The sequence below is a fragment of the Cupriavidus sp. 291-E7 genome, assembly GCF_057798835.1.
This window is the reverse complement of sequence record NZ_JBYOJV010000029.1, coordinates 1-16,799: the sequence shown is the minus strand read 5'-3', so window position 1 is coordinate 16,799 and position 16,799 is coordinate 1. Positions and strand designations below refer to the sequence as shown.

General features: G+C 58.1%; 16 protein-coding genes and 1 pseudogene. 5 read left to right on the top strand and 12 right to left on the bottom strand.

What is annotated here, in order from left to right; genetic code table 11:
• Window positions 1–105: 105 nt before the first annotated feature.
• The 4 genes and pseudogenes from AC3FLX_RS30550 to AC3FLX_RS30535 all read left to right on the top strand — a co-directional run.
• Complete coding sequence (locus AC3FLX_RS30550; protein ID WP_488701075.1) at window positions 106–1,230, top strand: porin; 1,125 nt, start codon at window positions 106–108, stop codon at window positions 1,228–1,230.
• A gap of 232 nt (window positions 1,231–1,462) precedes the next feature.
• Window positions 1,463–1,717 (top strand): hypothetical protein, encoded by a 255-nt coding sequence (locus AC3FLX_RS30545; RefSeq protein ID WP_488701074.1) that lies wholly within the window; start codon window positions 1,463–1,465, stop codon window positions 1,715–1,717.
• A gap of 56 nt (window positions 1,718–1,773) precedes the next feature.
• Complete coding sequence (locus tag AC3FLX_RS30540; RefSeq protein ID WP_488701073.1) at window positions 1,774–2,595, top strand: tripartite tricarboxylate transporter substrate-binding protein; 822 nt, start codon at window positions 1,774–1,776, stop codon at window positions 2,593–2,595.
• Between the two features lie 241 nt (window positions 2,596–2,836).
• A pseudogene (locus tag AC3FLX_RS30535) lies at window positions 2,837–3,283 on the top strand (IS5 family transposase); the annotation flags it as partial.
• Between the two features lie 5 nt (window positions 3,284–3,288).
• Here AC3FLX_RS30535 and AC3FLX_RS30530 read toward each other — a convergent pair.
• The 11 genes from AC3FLX_RS30530 to AC3FLX_RS30480 all read right to left on the bottom strand — a co-directional run bounded on the left by AC3FLX_RS30530 (window position 3,289) and on the right by AC3FLX_RS30480 (window position 14,149).
• Complete coding sequence (locus AC3FLX_RS30530; RefSeq protein ID WP_488701072.1) at window positions 3,289–3,603, bottom strand: AMP-binding enzyme; 315 nt, start codon at window positions 3,601–3,603, stop codon at window positions 3,289–3,291.
• 650 nt (window positions 3,604–4,253) lie between these two features.
• The gene (locus tag AC3FLX_RS30525) at window positions 4,254–4,958 is read right to left on the bottom strand and encodes a pyridoxamine 5'-phosphate oxidase family protein (protein ID WP_488701071.1); all 705 of its coding nucleotides are present in this window, start codon (window positions 4,956–4,958) and stop codon (window positions 4,254–4,256) included.
• Window positions 4,959–5,205: 247 nt separating this feature from the next.
• A complete protein-coding gene (locus AC3FLX_RS30520; RefSeq protein WP_488701070.1) occupies window positions 5,206–5,808 on the bottom strand; it encodes a GntR family transcriptional regulator in 603 nt (200 codons plus the stop codon).
• Window positions 5,809–5,828: 20 nt separating this feature from the next.
• Complete coding sequence (gene pruA / locus AC3FLX_RS30515) at window positions 5,829–7,436, bottom strand: L-glutamate gamma-semialdehyde dehydrogenase (protein ID WP_488701069.1); 1,608 nt, start codon at window positions 7,434–7,436, stop codon at window positions 5,829–5,831.
• 194 nt (window positions 7,437–7,630) lie between these two features.
• The gene (locus AC3FLX_RS30510; protein WP_488701068.1) at window positions 7,631–8,677 is read right to left on the bottom strand and encodes a branched-chain amino acid ABC transporter permease; all 1,047 of its coding nucleotides are present in this window, start codon (window positions 8,675–8,677) and stop codon (window positions 7,631–7,633) included.
• 1 nt (window position 8,678) lies between these two features.
• Window positions 8,679–9,566, bottom strand: coding sequence for a branched-chain amino acid ABC transporter permease (locus tag AC3FLX_RS30505; RefSeq protein WP_488701067.1), 888 nt, complete (start codon window positions 9,564–9,566; stop codon window positions 8,679–8,681).
• An 18-nt stretch (window positions 9,567–9,584) separates the two neighbouring features.
• Window positions 9,585–10,331 carry an ABC transporter ATP-binding protein gene (locus tag AC3FLX_RS30500; protein ID WP_488701066.1) on the bottom strand — a complete coding sequence of 249 codons (747 nt, stop codon included), beginning with the start codon at window positions 10,329–10,331 and terminating at the stop codon, window positions 9,585–9,587.
• Window position 10,332: 1 nt separating this feature from the next.
• Window positions 10,333–11,103 carry an ABC transporter ATP-binding protein gene (locus AC3FLX_RS30495; RefSeq protein ID WP_488701065.1) on the bottom strand — a complete coding sequence of 257 codons (771 nt, stop codon included), beginning with the start codon at window positions 11,101–11,103 and terminating at the stop codon, window positions 10,333–10,335.
• 82 nt (window positions 11,104–11,185) lie between these two features.
• Window positions 11,186–11,848 carry a pyridoxamine 5'-phosphate oxidase family protein gene (locus AC3FLX_RS30490; protein WP_488701064.1) on the bottom strand — a complete coding sequence of 221 codons (663 nt, stop codon included), beginning with the start codon at window positions 11,846–11,848 and terminating at the stop codon, window positions 11,186–11,188.
• A 10-nt stretch (window positions 11,849–11,858) separates the two neighbouring features.
• On the bottom strand, window positions 11,859–12,950 hold the full coding sequence (locus AC3FLX_RS30485; protein ID WP_488701063.1) for an Ldh family oxidoreductase: 1,092 nt from the start codon (window positions 12,948–12,950) through the stop codon (window positions 11,859–11,861).
• Between the two features lie 50 nt (window positions 12,951–13,000).
• Entirely contained in the window at window positions 13,001–14,149 is a 1,149-nt protein-coding gene (locus AC3FLX_RS30480; RefSeq protein ID WP_488701114.1) for an ABC transporter substrate-binding protein, read from the bottom strand.
• A gap of 429 nt (window positions 14,150–14,578) precedes the next feature.
• Here AC3FLX_RS30480 and AC3FLX_RS30475 point away from each other — a divergent pair, with 429 nt between their 5' ends.
• The gene (locus AC3FLX_RS30475) at window positions 14,579–15,178 is read left to right on the top strand and encodes a helix-turn-helix domain-containing protein (protein WP_488701062.1); all 600 of its coding nucleotides are present in this window, start codon (window positions 14,579–14,581) and stop codon (window positions 15,176–15,178) included.
• Window positions 15,179–15,625: 447 nt separating this feature from the next.
• Here the strand turns inward: AC3FLX_RS30475 and AC3FLX_RS30470 are convergent, their stop codons facing one another.
• Window positions 15,626–16,645: an IS110 family RNA-guided transposase gene (locus tag AC3FLX_RS30470; protein ID WP_488700581.1), complete on the bottom strand. Its 1,020-nt coding sequence runs from the start codon at window positions 16,643–16,645 to the stop codon at window positions 15,626–15,628.
• Window positions 16,646–16,799 lie beyond the last annotated feature (154 nt).

The window sequence follows — 16,799 nt, the reverse complement described above, 5'->3', positions numbered from 1 at the left end:
CTAGAGCAACGGCGGCTTTCACGCGAGCCGGGGATTCGTACGTCCACAGTACGAGCTGGTTCGCTCTAGTTGCTCAACAACTAGCAACCCCAGGAGGAGACCTTAATGAAGTATAGCAAGACTGGCCTTGTGCTCAGCGGAGCATTGTTCACGGGCAGCGCGTTTGCTCAGTCGAGCGTATCGTTGTACGGCGTCATTGATACATCGATTCGCTTCACAACAAATCAACCTACAGCCAACGGACCCAAGAGTCAGGTGGCGCTCGCTGAAGGCGCCTTCAACGGTGCACGTTGGGGTCTACGCGGTGCGGAGGATCTGGGCGTCGGCAATAAGGCGATTTTTACCCTTGAGAGTGGTTTTACCTCCGATGCTGGCAGAGTCGGCCAACAGGCCCAACTTTTAGGACGACAAGCCTGGGTCGGTCTGTCGACGGCAAGCTTGGGCACTGTAAAGGCCGGTCGTCAATACGGTGCAGCCTATACCTTCCTGGCACAAGTTGACCCAATCTTCACTGGCAACTACCCTGAAGAGAGTTGGGAAGTTTTCCTCACCGGCGTCCGCTTTGACAACACCGTCGATTACTCGAACAAGTTGGGCGGCCTCGCCGTGAACGCACAGTACTCGTTCGGAGAGCAATCCGGGAACGCATCGCGCGGCAGAAGCATGCAGTTCGCGACCACTTATGAAACAGGAAATTTGCTTTTTGGCGGAGCCGGGCAACAATCCCGAGATGCTAATGGCAACGATCTGACGCTATGGACGGCGGGGAGCAAATACTCCTTCGGCGACTTTACCGTACATGCGTACTACGTTGATTCGCGGCGAGATGCAGGCTTCATCGTCGGGGCAAGTGGCACAAACGCCCCGCTCGCCAACACCAGCATTGGTAGCAACGCAAATACCGCCCTCGGTGCGGGCACGCAGACTTCACGTCGCCACGACCGTATGGGTGTGATTGGCCTGACCTATCAACCGAGCCCAGCATGGCGATTCGTCGCAACGTACATGCGCGACAACGTTGCCGGCGCCGCACAGGGATCATCCGGCATGTTGCAAACCGGGTACCTGGTCGCCATGTATAGCATGTCAAAGCGCGCCGACGTGTATCTTGAAGCGGACCGCAGCAAACTCAGTGGTGCTTCGATATCCGATACGAACAGCCCATTGGTTCCGTTCGGTGGGGCAACCACGCGCACAGGCGTGGGCGTAGGCATGCGCACTCGCTTCTGACGGCCCACACACCGTGCACGGTAATGGCTTCTCACGAATAACGCATCAAAATCCATCACAACATCTCGCCCCGGCTCTCGGTGCACTCGACCTCCGGCCGCTCGTAGCTTTGCGGCCGGTAGTTTGCCGTAGAACGCTACCCGATACCGCGACGTCGATCTGAATCCGGTTGATCGGATGATCGGCGATGCGGCTCAGCACGTGACGCAGATACGCCACGCCGGGAACGCCGTTGGCGATTCGGGCCATCGCAGTGTTCAACCGCTTGCGAGACGCCAATCGAATGGGTGTGCGCGAGATGGTGACAATGGCGCCGGCAGTGGCGCAGTTCATGAACAGGCTGATCGAGTTTGCCCACACCGGCCCGGCGTTCGTTTCCGGCAAGATTCGAAGCATCGAAGCCAATATGACGCTGCTTCTCGACGAGAGCACGGATGGGGCGTCCTTGCAGGAGGCGGCAAGACAATCTCGCGCCCTTCTGGAGTAAATCCGGATCGCCGGCACCAGCCGAATAGGCCAGGGTCCGATACAAGATGACTTGCAGTGGTGCCGCGCCGGTTAATCGATGCGGATGTTGGCCTGCTTCACCACCTCGCCCCAGCGAGCCTGATCGGCGCCAACGGCGTGATCGGGACAAACGTCGTCGCGCGCGCGCCGGCGGACGGACACACGCTGCTGCTAGTAGTGGGTTCTCACGCGGTGAATCCGGTGGTGATGAAAAGCATCCCTTATGACACCGACAAGGCCTTCACGCCGATCACAAATATCGGCAGCTCGCCTTCGGTCCTTGTGGTGCGAGCCGATGGCCCGTACAAGACGCTGCCGGACGTGCTTGCAGCGGCCCGCAACGAACGATTGGGTATTGGATTCTCGGAAGGCCAGACCCGCCTGACGGGCGAGATGATCAAGCAACAAGGGAAGCTGCAGACGGTTGGCGTCCCATACAAGGGCGGCGCGACGATGATGATCGACATCATCGGTGGCCATCTGCCGATGGGCGTCACAAGCGTGGTCACCGTCCTGCCCCATGTTCGCTCGGGCGCCCTGCGGGTTGTCGGCGTGGCCGACTCCAAGCGTCTTCCCCTGTTTCCGGATGCCATGACGTTCAAGGAGGCGGGCCTTGAAGGGGTTGAGTCCCTCAATTGGTACGGACTCTTGGGTCCGGCAGGACTGCCAGCGCCCATTGTCGAGCAAATCAACAAGGACCTGCACAAAGTTGCGGCCGATCCTAGCCTAGTGAAACAGATGGAAAGCCAGGGTGCCCGCATGATTCTGTCGCCCCCGGCCGAATTCCGAAGCTTCCTGGCTTCTGAACTGAAGAAGTGGTCGGAGGTTGCTCAACGCAGTGGGATCAAGCCCGAGTAGGCACGGCCATCGGATTGGCCGAACACGACATTCCCTTGTCACGGTCCAATGCCGATAAGCGATGCGGCATGCATTGCCCGATGAATGCTTCTCTCGGTGACCTCCGTGTCACTCCGCACCACACTACGGCTTCGGGCAACGAGGAAGCAAGTGAGCGAGAGGAGCCCGCGCCATTGATCCGCGATGGGTCTCCCTCGAACGCGAGGTTCGCGATGAAGTTCTGCCCATTCCTGGAATGAGCAACCCCGCCGATCGCGCGCGACCCGGTTCAAAGCATGACCTCCTGACGGAGGCCCAAGGCATACCGCTGGCGCTGATACTGACCGGCGCCAATCGCAACGACGTCACCCAACTGCTGCCGCTGGTCGAGGCGATTCCGCCTATCTGCGGCAAACGCGGCCGTCCATTGTCCAAGCCCTGCATCGTCCAGGGTGATCGCGGGTACGACCACGACAAGTATCGCAAGCCGCTTCACGCCGCCGGCATCGCCACCGAGATCGCCCGTCGCGGTGAACCGCATTGCAGTGGTCTTGGCAAAACCCGTTGGGTTGTAGAACGAACAATTGCTTGGCTGCACAACTTCAAGAGATTGCGCATGCGCTTCGAGCGCCTCGCCACCATCCACGAAGCCTTCCTGGAAATCGCCTGTTGCATCATCTGGCGTCACCTCAGGAAGTCATTTTGTTAGGCCTTCTAAGTGCTGGTCGAAGTTGCCGAGAGTTCTTCCAAGAGCCTGGCCTTCGCGATTTTTCCCATTGGTGTCATTGGCAGGGAATCGCGGAATATGATTTGTCGTGGTGCCTTGTAGTCAGCCAGCGGCGTGCGGCAATAATCGATCAGAGATTGCTCCGATGGCTGCACGCCAGGCTTGGGCACAACATAGTAGTGTCCGACTTCTCCGAGCACCGGATCGGGAACGCCAATGCCAGCGACCATGAGCACATCCGGATGGCGCAACAACACATTCTCGACTTCGATCGGGTAGACATTGAAGCCGCCCCTGCACATACATCTCCTTGCTTAGTCCCATCAGCGTCACGAGACCATCGTCATCACGACAACCGACATCTCCGGTACGTAGCCACCCGTCAGAGAAGGCGGCGGCCGATTCGGCCGGCAAATCCAGGTACCCGACAACGGTCGCTGAACGCTGCCTCTATCGGTACCTGGGAGCGTAAGGCGCGTCCACGCAGAGCGTCCAAAGCACATATGTCGGCGGTGTCGCGCGCACCTTTCCCGCTTCGCGATCGGGCAGCCAGGGACCGATTTATTGCGAACACCTGTTTTCCTTCCACTCTGGTTTCATAGCGGGCCTCGGGGTAGAGTTTCGAATCACGGCTTGGCATCGACAAGCCGACTCGGTCCCTGCATGCGCAATCCTTCCCTGCCCTGAGGGACTGAGCTGTCGCACCCTCGGTCATGACAGTCAAGCATGGGCACTGAAAGAAACCAACACCACCATGGCAATTTCCGCCAGTGAACCAACGATTTCCGTTACGATTTCCGGGATTTGCAAAATCATGCTCGGTATTTTTTGAAAGATAGCTACATAAAATAAGTATATCTGTCGCCACGGCACTTTACCGGCGTGATTCGAGGTTATGGCCCCCCCCGAAAGACAACAGTGGATGTCAATCTCTCCGAGCGAACGTACATTCTTATTCTTTAGGAGAGTACGGCGTGCGGAGCTTTCCGGTGGACGCCAGGTTTGCTACGTAATCAGGGACGGCAATACCTGCGGGCAGGTCCGGGGCATCCTCTGCTCCACTGGTCTTGTAGGTCATAGGAATAGCGCCTGCCCACACCGGGAAGTTTGCGTCCTCCGGATCATTCGGGAAACCCTCGCGTGTTTTAGCAGTTGCTTCTTCGATGTCCATGTAAAGGATGGAGGTCGCCTTGAGTTCCTGCGACTGCATCGGACGCAACGTGTCCCAGCGTCCAGGGAAGAGACCTTCGATGAAGTGCTTCAAGGCTGCCTTTTTCGCTTCCTCCCCTTCTAGAATCTGGGCCTTGCCAAAAGCCATGGCCGATCGGTACCGGGACGAATGAAAGAAGGCAGAACGCGCCAGAACGAAGCCATCCATGAAGCTGCACGTGACACATACCTGGGTGCCCTCCGCTTTCCGAAGAAAGCGGCTAGCCGACGAGCCATGCCAGTACAGGCGGTCACCATCCCGCCAGTGCAAAGTGGGCGTCACGTAGGGGGTGCCATCAATGACGTAACCCACGTGGCACAGCGGGGCTTCATCGAGTATTCGGTATACGTCCTCACGCCCATGCGAGCCCCTTTCGTGGAGTCGGCGAACCCGGGTGCGTTCGGTGGTGGGAAAGTCTTCCGTGGATGTCGTGTTCTGTGTGCTCATAGCGGTCGATTCCATTGAGAACTTGCATTCTTGGAGAGCAGCGACGCCACGAAAAGGGCCACTTAGCTGTATTCCTCTGGGCCGCTTGGAAGGTCTGCCTGGCCGCTAATTATTGTCACTGGTAACTGTGAAGGCGCACTCTTAGCCGGCCAAGTACTTTTGAATCCTTTCGATTACGCTATCGTCACGGATCCAGATTATGCGGGTAATGGTGCCCATGGCGTCGGCGCGAGGCCTGCAGCTCATGCTATGGCGAAAGCCCATCAAGCAGTTCCAAGTACTTTCGCAGGGCTGAGACGGCGTCTGCGGATCGACGCGAACGACAATGGGCCACCGTCGCTCCCAACATAAGAAGCGGCATTCCCTGCAGACGTTGGGGTGGTGACGTCGAACCCCTTATCGCGTCACTCAGAACCATCGCCACAGCTTGATTCGGCTGCGACGAAACAAAGGCTAGCTGCAAGGCCATCTCAACCTCGCTACATCCTGGGGAGACCATTGTAGAGTTGGCCAACGCGCACAGCCGACCGAACAGCGCGTCGATCCGGTCCAGGTCAGTCGGCGCCATCAACGGCACTGCTAAGCCTAGCGCATGGCACTGAAGGACCCGACGCAAGTCGATCCAATCGCGACGCAGTTTCTCGTCGGGACCCAGAACAGTCGCGCCCCGGTAGTGCTCCTGACGAACAAGGCCCTCTGCCGCTAGCATCCGCAACGCTTCGCGGACCGGCATCCGGCTCGTCTCAAACCGCGTCGCCAGAGCGTCCTGACGCAGCACTGCTCCGACCGGCAGTTGGCCGCTTCGAATGTCTTCTCTCAACCGAGCTACTATCTCTGAACAGCGCTGCATCGTGCGACGGTATGTAAATATCAGTCCATGTGTGGGTAGCGATAGGCCGCTGCGGGCACCCACGTTTCCTTGATCGTCCTAGGAGACGTCCAACGCTGCAGATTCAGTACCGAACCAGCCTTATCGTTGGTTCCACTGCGACGTCCTCCACCAAATGGCTGCTGACCGACTACCGCGCCCGTTGGCTTGTCGTTGAGGTAGAAGTTACCGGCGCTGAACCGCAGGTGCTGGCTCGCCTCTTCCAATGCTTGTCGGTCGTTGGCGAAGACCGCACCGGTAAGCGCGTAGGGACTCGTACCATCGACCGTCGAGAGGATATCTTTCCACGCCTTGTCCGGATAGATCATCACAGAAAGTACCGGGCCAAAGATCTCTTCACGCATTGTCACGGCCTGCGGATTCTTAACTTCGATAACAGTCGGCGCGACAAAGTAGCCGTAACTATCGTCGCAAGTACCTCCGGCCAGGAGCTTCTCGCCCGTCGACCGAGCACTGTTGATGTAACCAGAAATTCGTTCGAAAGCCTTTTTGTCAATGACGGCACCGATAAAATTCTCCAGATCTTCAACATCCCCCATACGCACACTTGCCAAATCGTCGAGCAGTCGAGTCCTGACTCGCGGCCACAGCGAAGCGGGAATGTATGCTCGTGACGCGGCACTGCACTTCTGGCCCTGGTACTCGAAGGCGCCTCGCAGGAGTGCGACTGCGACAGCATCCGGATCGGCAGACGCATGCACAAGCACAAAGTCCTTGCCGCCAGTCTCCCCCACAAGCCGAGGATAGCCGCGGTAGCTCGGCAACCGCTGCGCTACTTGTTGCCACAGCGAATCAAACACCTCCGTAGAGCCAGTGAAGTGCAGCCCCGCAAAATCCGGCGATTCGAGCACTGCCTCCGATACGTTCGCTGCGGATCCAGGGACGAAATTGATCACCCCAGGAGGGAGCCCCGCGGATTCGAGCAGCTCTAGGAACAAGTAATTGCTCAGCGAAGCCGTGAACGCGGGCTTCCATACGATGGTGTTGCCAAGCAATGCGGGGGCCGTAGGCAAGTTCCCCGCAATCGCGGTGAAATTGAACGGCGTAACGGCATAAACGAAGCCCTCCAGAGGCCGATAGTCCATGGTGTTACGCATGCCCGGGCTCGACATCGGCTGCTGTTGCAGCAGGTCGCGCGCGAACGAGACGTTGAAACGCAGGAAGTCGATCAGCTCGCACGCCGAATCAATCTCCGCCTGATAAACGGTCTTACTTTGGCCGAGCATCGTTGCGGCATTAAGCTTCTGTCGCCACGGTCCGGCAAGCATATCTGCAGCCCGCAAGAACACCGCGGCACGCGCCTCAAACGGCATTGCGGCCCAGTCACGCTGCGCAGAGACCGCCGAGGAGATTGCGCGGCTCACTTCCTCGGGGCCGGCTTGGCTCACCGAAGCAATGCGACGGCGGTGATCGTGCGGCGCATGAAGTAACTGCTTGTTGCTCCCGTTGTACCGCTTCCCGTTGATGACTAACGGGATGTCCGTCACCACGCCGCTACGCTCCTTGAGGGCAGCAATAATACCCGCACGCTCACGCGTAGAAGATCCATAAGTGAGGACCGGCTCGTTCTCTGGCAAATTGTTCGTCATAGAGATTCCTGATTAGATTGATGAGGTGTGATGCGCGAGAGCTCAGATGAATCCAATTCACTCGCGCTCCAGGCGGCGGTCCGCGCACCTGTCGCAGGCTGCGATACCTGTTCGAGTCGTCGGCTCCTGTTTTCCTCCACCCCCTTAACGCAAACCGCGGAAGAACTGCAGCAGCTTTGGGGGGCGCTCGGTGGTCATCTGTGTGGCCTGAGCAACCGCGAGGCCATTCCGACGAGTCCTTGCCGAAAAGTCAGAACACAAACAATGAAAATCAGGCCAGTCACCATGGGAACAGACTCACCCAACGTCTCAAACCAAGTAAAGCCCGTCGTGGTTGCCAAGAAGGTGCCGACATCGCCCAATTTGTTCTCGATCGCTACAATCAAAACAGCGCCGACAATTGGACCGGTTAGAGTTCCGAGGCCGCCCACGAGCGTCATGAGAATGACTGCACCTGACATCGTCCAGTGCACATCCGTAAGCGTTGCGAATCCTAGAACGAGCGCCTTAAGCGTTCCTGCAAGCGCGGATAGAGAGGCGGACAGCACGAAAGCAATGAGCTTGAATTTGTCGGTGTCATAGCCTAGGGAAACTGCCCGGGGCTCGTTTTCCTTGATTGCTCGCAGGACCTGACCGAAAGGAGAATGAACGGTCCGAACAACTAACGCGAAGGCCGCCACAAGAATCACGAGGACAAAGTAGTAGATCGCCAAATCGCTGTCGAGCGAGACGGCTCCGAGGAGCTTTCCTCGAGGGATTCCTTGCAGACCATCTTCTCCGCCCGTGAATGGAGCCTGCAAGAAGATGAAGTACAGCATTTGAGCGAGGGCAAGCGTAATCATTGCGAAATAAATCCCTTGCCTACGAATCGCCAATGACCCCACCACATAGCCCAGAGCTGCTCCTGCTATTACCCCAACCAGTAGACCGAGTTCCGGCGGTATGCCCCAAGTTTTCATGGCATATCCCGCGACGTATCCGGCTCCGCCGAAGAACGCAGCGTGTCCGAAAGACAGCAGTCCCGCGAAGCCAATCAACAAGTTGAAGCCGCAAGCGAACAGTGCAAAGCAGAGAACCTTGAGCACCAGCACTGGATATGCACCGTAGAACGGCGCCAAGGTCAGCGCCGCGATTGCGACCGAACAAGCTGCTGCTTGTCCCTTCCACTTAGTGCGATCAAGGTCCAATACTCTGGTCGAAGAGTCGCCGATCCTCATGGTCTGTCCTGTAGGTTCTTTCATCTTATTTATCTCTCCCAAACAGCCCGGCGGGACGAAGTAGCAACACAATGACCATAATGAAAAAGACGACAGTGGATGATGCTTGGGGATAGAACACCTTGGTCAGCCCTTCAATCACCCCCAACGCCAGACCCGTTACGATTGAGCCCATGATCGAGCCCATGCCGCCAATGACCACCACGGCGAATACGACAATGATTAGGTTCTGGCCCATCAGCGGCGACACCTGGATCACGGGCGCCGCCAGCACCCCGGCAAAAGCAGCCAGGGCCACGCCGAAGCCGTAGGTCAGCGTGACCATCAGCGGCACATTGATGCCAAATGCCTCGACGATCTTCGGGTTCTCGGTGCCCGCGCGCAGGTAGGCGCCGAGCTTGGTCTTCTCGATCGTGAACCAGGTGGCCAGGCAGACCACCACGGAGGCCACGACCACCCAGGCGCGATAGTTCGGCAGCACCATGAAGCCGAGGTCCGTGGCGCCCTGCAGCGCGTCGGGCGGCGAGTAGGGCAGGCCGGAGACGCCGTAGGCCGACCGCATCACGCCCTCGATCACCAGCGTGATGCCCAGCGTCAGCAGCAGGCCGTAGATGTGGTCGAGCTTGTAGATCCAGCGCAGCATCGATTTCTCGATTGCCACGCCAATCACGGCTACGACCAGCGGCGACAGCAACAGCATGACCCAGTAGTTGAGGCCGGCGTACTCCATGCCGGCCCAGGCCAGCACGGCGCCCAGCATGAACAGTGCGCCGTGGGCGAAGTTGATCACGTTGAGCAGGCCGAAGATCACGGCCAGGCCCAGGCTGAGCATCGCGTAGAACGCGCCGTTGACAAGTCCCAGCAGCAGCTGGGACAGCAGCGCCGGCAGTGGGATTCCAATATCGAAATTCATGAAACGTGGGGTCCCTTGTTATACGCCGAGCAGTTCGTTCAGCACCGGCATCTTGGCTTGCAGCTCGCTGGCGGCAAAGCGTTCGACGATGGCGCCGTGCTCCATCACGTAGAAGCGGTCGGCCAGCGGCGCGGCAAAGCGGAAGTTCTGCTCCACCATCACCACGGTGTAGCCCTTCTTCTTGAGCATCAGGATCATGCGCGCCAGCGCCTGCACGATCACCGGGGCCAGGCCCTCGGAGATTTCGTCCAGCAGCAGCAGGTTCGCGCCCGTGCGCAGGATGCGGCCCACGGCCAGCATCTGCTGCTCGCCGCCCGATAGCCGCGTGCCCTGGCTCTGCTTGCGCTCGCGCAGGTTCGGGAACATCTCGTAGATCTCGGCCTCGCTCATGCCGGGGGTGTCGCCACCCTTGGCGCCCTTGAGCACCGGCGGCAGCAGCAGGTTTTCCTCGCACGACAGGCTCGAGAAGATCGCCCGCTCTTCCGGGCAGTAGCCGATGCCGTAGTGCGCGATCTTGTGCGTGGGCAGGCCGATGGTCTCGTTGCCGTTGATCTTGATCGATCCCTTGCGCGTGCCGGTCAGGCCCATGATCGCGCGCATGGTGGTGGTGCGGCCGGCGCCGTTGCGACCCAGCAGCGTGACCACCTCGCCACGGTTCACGGTCAGGTCCACGCCATGCAGGATGTGCGATTCGCCGTACCAGGCGTGCAGGTCCTTGATTTCCAGCGCGGGGACGTTGGATGCGTCGGATGGGTGGATGCTCATCTCAGTGGGCCCCCTGCAGTTCGGCGTCGGCGGTGCCCATGTAGGCTTCCATCACGCGCGGGTCTTTCGACACCTCGGCGTACGGCCCTTCGGCCAGGATGGCGCCACGTTGCAGCACCGTGATCTTGTCGGCGATCGACGACACCACGTTCATGTTGTGCTCGACCATCAGGATGGTGCGGCCGGCGGAGACCTTCTTGATCAGCTGCGTCACGCGGTCCACGTCCTCGTGGCCCATGCCCTGCGTGGGCTCGTCCAGCAGCATCAGCTCGGGCTCCATCGCCAGCGTGGTGGCGATCTCCAGAGCTCGCTTTCTGCCATAAGATAGGTTGACTGTCGCGCTTTCAGCGAATTCCGCGAGTCCCACCTCATCGAGCAATTCAAGCGCGTGACGATTCAGGACTCGCAGCGACTTCTCGCTTCGCCAAAAGTGATAGGACGTGCCGACCTTTCGCTGTAGGGCGATTCGCACGTTCTCAAGCACGCTCATGTGAGGGAACACAGCCGAAATTTGAAACGAACGGATGATGCCCCTACGTGCAATTTGTGCTGGCTTGTCCCTCGTAATGTCCACGCCATCAAAGAGAATGGTGCCAGCCGATGGCTCAAGGAACTTCGTGAGTAAGTTGAAGCAAGTCGACTTACCAGCGCCGTTCGGCCCTATCAGAGCGTGGATGCTTCCCCTCCGTACGCGCAGATTCACGCCATCAACCGCGCAAAAGCCGTTGAAGCGCTTTGTCAGCCCCTCAACCTCCAATACATTCGACGACATTGAAGTACCTGAATTGTTTTTCGGCCGTCCAGCAGTTGGCGGCCATGACGGCAGAGCACGCGCTTGCGGCCCTGCTACTGGCTTAACGCTGCTTACGGGACGGCCCAAGATAGTTTCGGGCGTAGGCAGGAGTTGTGATTCCGGGCTTTAGTCGGGGATCGTCTTGCACATCACCGGGCACGATGCTGAGAGGGATCACGCCTGCCCAGGCATCCAGGTCGTAATCGGATTCGACATCCTTCACACCGATATCGCGGACTTTGGCCGAAACTTCCTTAAGTGGAAATTTTAGAACCAACGTTGCACCGATCTCGCTATCCTTGTGCTGCCGGACCTGATGCCCGGGCAGCACATCGTCGATAACGGCGTAGAGCAAGTTTGCCTTCTCCACCGGATCGTTGACGACCTCTCCCGTGCCAAAGATCACGACGGATCGGTAGTCAACACTGCACCCGAAGCCCGACCGCCCGGCGACGATGGCGTCGACATGGGTAATCGAGATGCAAGCAGGCACCCCTTCGGCGAGGGTAGTCAACATTCGATTCTGAGGACTACCGTGGAGGTAGACGTTTTCACCCACACGGAGAATCGTGGTTGGAATGATCCGGGGACTACCGTCCGCTACGAAGGCGACGTGGCAAACCAATGCCTCATCGATGATCGAGTGAACCAGATCTCGGTCATAGTGCCCTCGCTCCGGACGCCTATGGATGCGGGTATTTTCGGTTGCTTGATAGTCGGACACAGCGATTACCTCAGGCTTCGGTCTTCTGCGAGCCTTTGATCAGGTCATCACCCTCATAGGCGTTTCGCTTTCCGGAGTACTCGCCAGTGCTGTACTCGAGGAGTTGCTGGTAGAGGGCGGTCGGCACAGTGACTCCCTCGAGCACGGTGCGCTTGCGTGCTTCATACCGGCGGTCCGAAGGCAGGCGCGTACCCTTCTGCTCAAGGATCTTCGAGAACAGGCGTTCACCGTGCGCGAGCTGAGCGGCACGATCGCCGTTCTGAATGCAGCGCACCGGGTCGATGGCAATAATGAGCTCGCCACCACAAGGTGCACCGGTATTTGCCACATCCTTTTCGCCAGCTTCATAGCTGAGCAGGTCGCCAACAAGCGGCCCCGCCAGCAGTTCAACCATCATGGCAATCGCCGCCCCCTTGACACCGCCGAACGGCAACTGAGCACCAGCCAGTGCGGTGGCGGGATCTGTGGTCGGCTGTCCGTCCGGCCCCACCGCCCAGCCTTCCTCCAGTTGTCGACCGTCACGCAGCCGAACCTGAATCTCGCCGCGAGCGCTCGCGCTGGAAGCCTGGTCGAACACGACCGGCGGATGATTCGCGCGAGGCCACGAGAAGGCCATAGGATTGGTGCCATAGAGCGGTTTCGTGCCACCTGCAGGTGCGACGTACGGACTTGCAGCGACGAAAGCAAATCCGACAAGACCCTTCTCCGCAAGACGCTCGACTTCTGGCCACAGCGCCGAGACGCTCAGCGCGTTATTGATCGCAACTGCGGCGATCCCTGTCTCTTTAGCGAGTTCGGCGAGCGGTACGTCAGCCACCTCCAGCGCCAGCGGTGAGAACCCATAGTGCGCGTCAACTTTGATAATTGCCGGCGCAATCTTTGTTACGGTAGGCTCGGCATCCCCTGAAGCCTGGCCTGCGCGGAACGCATTGACATAAAACGGGATTCGAAACAGACCGTGGTGGCGGCACTCATCCCGCTCTGCTGCCGTTACGGTATTCGCGATAGCGGTCGCATGGCGCTCATTGAAGCCTTGCGCCAGAAGCAGGCGTTTAGTAAGAGCGTGGACTTCGTCAAGCTTCAACTGGATATCGTATTGCACAGAAATTCTCCGTATTGGGAAAAAAGTGATTGCGGTTCTGGTGGGTTCGATTACTTACGTACGAGAGGGCAATTGCTCTCTGCCAGAGGCTGAAAGGCCTCCTTGGCTTGGACGGTTTCGATGACCTTGTAGTAGTCCCAAGGGGCCTTGGATTCGGCGGGCTTTTTAACTTCAACAAGGTACATGTCGTGCATCACTTGTCCGTCTTCACGGATCCAGCCGTTGTCCGTGAACATGTCCTTAATGGGAAGCTCGCGCATCTTCGCCGCCACCGCAGCTGCGTCATCTGTTTTCGCTGCTTCGATAGCCTTCAGATAGTGACGCACGGCTGAGTAGATGCCCGCCTGGGACATTGTCGGCATCGCTTTGCGACGCTCGAAGAACTTTCGCGACCAGGCCCGCGTTGCTTCGTTGCGGTCCCAGTAAAACGCCGTCAGAAACTGAAGGCCTTGGGCGCTTTTCAGCCCCATACTGTGGACGTCTGTAATGAACACGGCGGGGGCAGCCAAGGTTTGCTTTCGCGTGAGGCCAAATTCGGCGGCTTGCTTTACCGTCGAAACCATGTCGCTACCAGCACTTGCGGACACCACTACTTTTGCGCCGGAGTTCTGCGCCTGAATAAGGTAGGAGCTCAGATCAGGTGAATTAAGGGGAAACTTCACTTCACCAACCACCTTCCCGCCTGCATCAACGACCGTCTTGCGAATGTCGGCCGCAAACGCATGACCGAAAGCGTAATCGACGGTCATCAAATACCAAGAGTCATAGCCCCGCTTGGTTAGCATCTTGGCAAGGCCGTGCCCGTTGCTGTATGAGTTGTAAACCCACTGCGTTGAGTATGGAGAGCAAGCTTTGCCGGTGAATTCCCCTGACGCCGCTGCGACAAGCGTGATTTTCTTCCGCTCCGCCGCGAGACCTTGTACTGCTAAGCCCACGCTGGAATTCGAGAAATCTGCGATTGCATCTACGCCTTCCCGGTCGAACCATTGCCGGGCCTTCGTCGCGCCAACGTCAGCCTTGTTCTGATGGTCGCCTACGACAAGTTCCACCTTGCTCCCTGCGACCTTCCCTCCGAACTCTTCTATCGCAAGGCGTGCTGCCTCAACGGAGCCCTTTCCCGCGAGGTCGGAGTAGGGTCCGGATTGATCGTTGAGGATGCCAATCTTGACAACGCCGTCTGAAACTTGGGCGCTGGCCATGAATGAGGCAAGCGCCAGCGGCACACTCGCCACGACGCAACAAGTTGAACGCTTTACGGCTCGCAGGTTTCTCGACATGATGGGTCCTTAGACGGTTGCTGGTGCAGGAAATTTTCTTACATGCAAATTTTATTGCATGGTACACACTATTGCTTGGGGCGAAAGCTTTTTCCGTGAAAGACAAGTTTCCAGGCAAGCGGCACGCATCACGGCCATGACGGGTGGTGAAGTTTTTTTGGTGCCTATCGGGGTTGATCCGCTTTTTTTTGCAATTTTTTGGCGCGGTGCGCGCTACCTTTAGCATTTTTCGCAAGCCATCATGGTTTTCCCTGAGGCAGTAAGAAGGACTCGCGCCCCGGGAAAGCTCTCCTTTTTCGTGCGCCGCATGTACAATTTTGTGCATTGCATGCACTTTTTTGATACATCGCCATGAACGTAGAGCAGCGGGTTGAGGCGGTCTCACGTCAGCTCGGAAAGCGGATCAGAGCCGCTAGGAAGGCCAAGGAGTTCACACTGGACTCACTGAGTGAGCAGACAGCGCTATCCGCGGGGTTCCTGTCCCGGCTCGAGCGGGGGGAGACAAACGCGTCCATCTCCAATTTGATTGTGATCGCCGACCGCCTCGGCATTCCGCTACGAGAATTCTTTGAAGGTCCCGGAGAGGAAGCACAACCCGACTTCGTAATCAGCCGGGCCGTCGAAAGAGGGCGTGGCGCCGCGATGGAAGGAAAGGGATACACATATCGGCTTACCAGCGGAACATTGGCCGACCAGCAAATGAGCGCCTTTGAACTGACTTATATGCCAGGAGAATCACTGCCCAATGAGTCTCTAGTTCACAAAGGAGAGGAAGTTCTGTATTTGCTGGAGGGGCGGCTCGAATTTGAAATCAATGGCCGTGTAGCCATTCTGGAGCCCGGCGATTGTGTTCACTTCAACTGTGAAAAGGCCCATCGAGGAAAGAACGTGGGCGACACTGTGGCGAGGCTTCTAATGGTTGTTACGCCGGTAGATTCTATGGCGCGCTAGCCCGCACAACCATGCGCAAGCCGTGGAACGTGTGAAGACAAGGTATTCCTTCGCTACTGCCTCACCGCTACCCTATGCCTGAACCGCCCTGGAAATCGTGGAGGCTGGTTGGTTTAAGTTAATAGCGGCTCGGGGGCAAGCTTTTTAAGCTGCCGATAATAGTTTGTATATGAACGTCTCCCGTTTGAGCAAGCTCTCTTGTGTGTAGACGGACAGGATGGGTTGCAGCTGTATATCCGGCCTTGTTGCAGCCGGTTTCTCTGCTGCGGGCCCCGATGAAATCCGCTGACTTGCGCCTTATTGCCTCAACGAGCTTTGAGCTCTGCAAACTACTCAGGTTCAGCAAGTCACGGTCCTACCTGGTCTGTCATCACACGCAAAATGCCTGCGCAACCTTGGATGATCTATCCTGTGTGAGAGTTGATCTTCTCCAACTCTGTATCTGGGTCATACCGGCTTGGCGCCGATGTAACCTTTGTCGTACTGGCGCTCATGCGCCAGTACCGCCCACATCGTGCGGGCCATCTTGTTGGCCAGCGCCACAATCACCACGTTCGGTGGCCGGCGCTTGCGAATCTGTTCAACCCACGACCCAGAATCTTTCGCGTGCGCAAGCACGCTACGCGCACCATGAATCAGCAGCGTGCGCAAATACGTGTCGCCCCGCTTGCTGATGCCTAGCAGGTTCACCTTGCCACCCGAGCCCGACTGCTTCGGTACCAAACCGATAAACGCTGCAAACTCTCGACCTGATCGGAATACCTTGGCGTCTCCCATTGTGGCGACTGCTGCCGTGGCGGTTAACAGCCCAACGCCGGGAATCTCCGCGATGGCCTGGCATGCCTTGTCTTGCCTCATCCACACCTTGAGCCGTTGCTCGATCTTGCCAATCTGTTCATCCAGTTTCGTTAGCTCGCTGTACCGTTCGCGCAGGGTGTCAATCAGCATGGCTGGCAATCGATCGGCAAGCTTTTTCAACGCACCAGGCATCCCATTGTCCAAAGCCGCACGGCTCTTGCCCATAACCTCGCCGTACTCGGTCAGCAATCCACGCAGCGCGTTAATCTGCATAGTGCGAATCTTGACCAACTGCTGCCGTACGCGATGCATGGCCAGCACCGCCTGCTGGTCCTCGGACTTGACCGCGACGGCCTTGCTAGGTTGCTGCACCGCCAGCCAGATTGCTTTGGCATCCGCCGCATCGCTCTTGTTGCCGATGTTGAATGCCTTGACCAAGCGCGCAGGCATCAGCTTGACTTGGTGTCCTAGCTTCATCAACTCGCGCGCCCAGTGCTGCGCGCCGCCACACGCTTCCATGCCAATCAGGCACGGCGTGCGATTGGCAAAGTACTCCAGAAATCCGATGCGCTTGATCGCCTTGTTCACGATCTCCCCCGTTTCGATGTCCACGTGGTGTACCTGAAACACCGACTTTGCTATGTCAACTCCAACTGGCGTAAGCTGCATGATGGATACTCCGGTTTGCCTGTGAAGACCTCCATGATCTTCCATCTTGTGCACTCCGATGCCGTCGGCCCGTGAGGAGGAACCACCTGCATCCAGGCTTACCCTAGCGGACCCAGGGTTGGGAGACGTTCATTTCATTGCCTCAGCTTCGGCG

Excerpts from the sequence above, each read along its gene's own strand:
- AC3FLX_RS30495 (WP_488701065.1), bottom strand. The coding sequence starts at position 11,103 with ATGTCGTCGAATGTATTGGAGGTTGAGGGGCTGACAAAGCGCTTCAAC.
- AC3FLX_RS30530 (WP_488701072.1), bottom strand. The coding sequence starts at position 3,603 with ATGTGCAGGGGCGGCTTCAATGTCTACCCGATCGAAGTCGAGAATGTG.
- AC3FLX_RS30475 (WP_488701062.1), top strand. The coding sequence starts at position 14,579 with ATGAACGTAGAGCAGCGGGTTGAGGCGGTCTCACGTCAGCTCGGAAAG.
- AC3FLX_RS30525 (WP_488701071.1), bottom strand. The coding sequence starts at position 4,958 with ATGAGCACACAGAACACGACATCCACGGAAGACTTTCCCACCACCGAA.
- AC3FLX_RS30500 (WP_488701066.1), bottom strand. The coding sequence starts at position 10,331 with ATGAGCATCCACCCATCCGACGCATCCAACGTCCCCGCGCTGGAAATC.
- AC3FLX_RS30505 (WP_488701067.1), bottom strand. The coding sequence starts at position 9,566 with ATGAATTTCGATATTGGAATCCCACTGCCGGCGCTGCTGTCCCAGCTG.
- AC3FLX_RS30470 (WP_488700581.1), bottom strand. The coding sequence starts at position 16,645 with ATGCAGCTTACGCCAGTTGGAGTTGACATAGCAAAGTCGGTGTTTCAG.
- AC3FLX_RS30480 (WP_488701114.1), bottom strand. The coding sequence starts at position 14,149 with ATGGCCAGCGCCCAAGTTTCAGACGGCGTTGTCAAGATTGGCATCCTC.
- pruA (WP_488701069.1), bottom strand. The coding sequence starts at position 7,436 with ATGACGAACAATTTGCCAGAGAACGAGCCGGTCCTCACTTATGGATCT.
- AC3FLX_RS30550 (WP_488701075.1), top strand. The coding sequence starts at position 106 with ATGAAGTATAGCAAGACTGGCCTTGTGCTCAGCGGAGCATTGTTCACG.
- AC3FLX_RS30520 (WP_488701070.1), bottom strand. The coding sequence starts at position 5,808 with ATGCAGCGCTGTTCAGAGATAGTAGCTCGGTTGAGAGAAGACATTCGA.
- AC3FLX_RS30510 (WP_488701068.1), bottom strand. The coding sequence starts at position 8,677 with ATGAAAGAACCTACAGGACAGACCATGAGGATCGGCGACTCTTCGACC.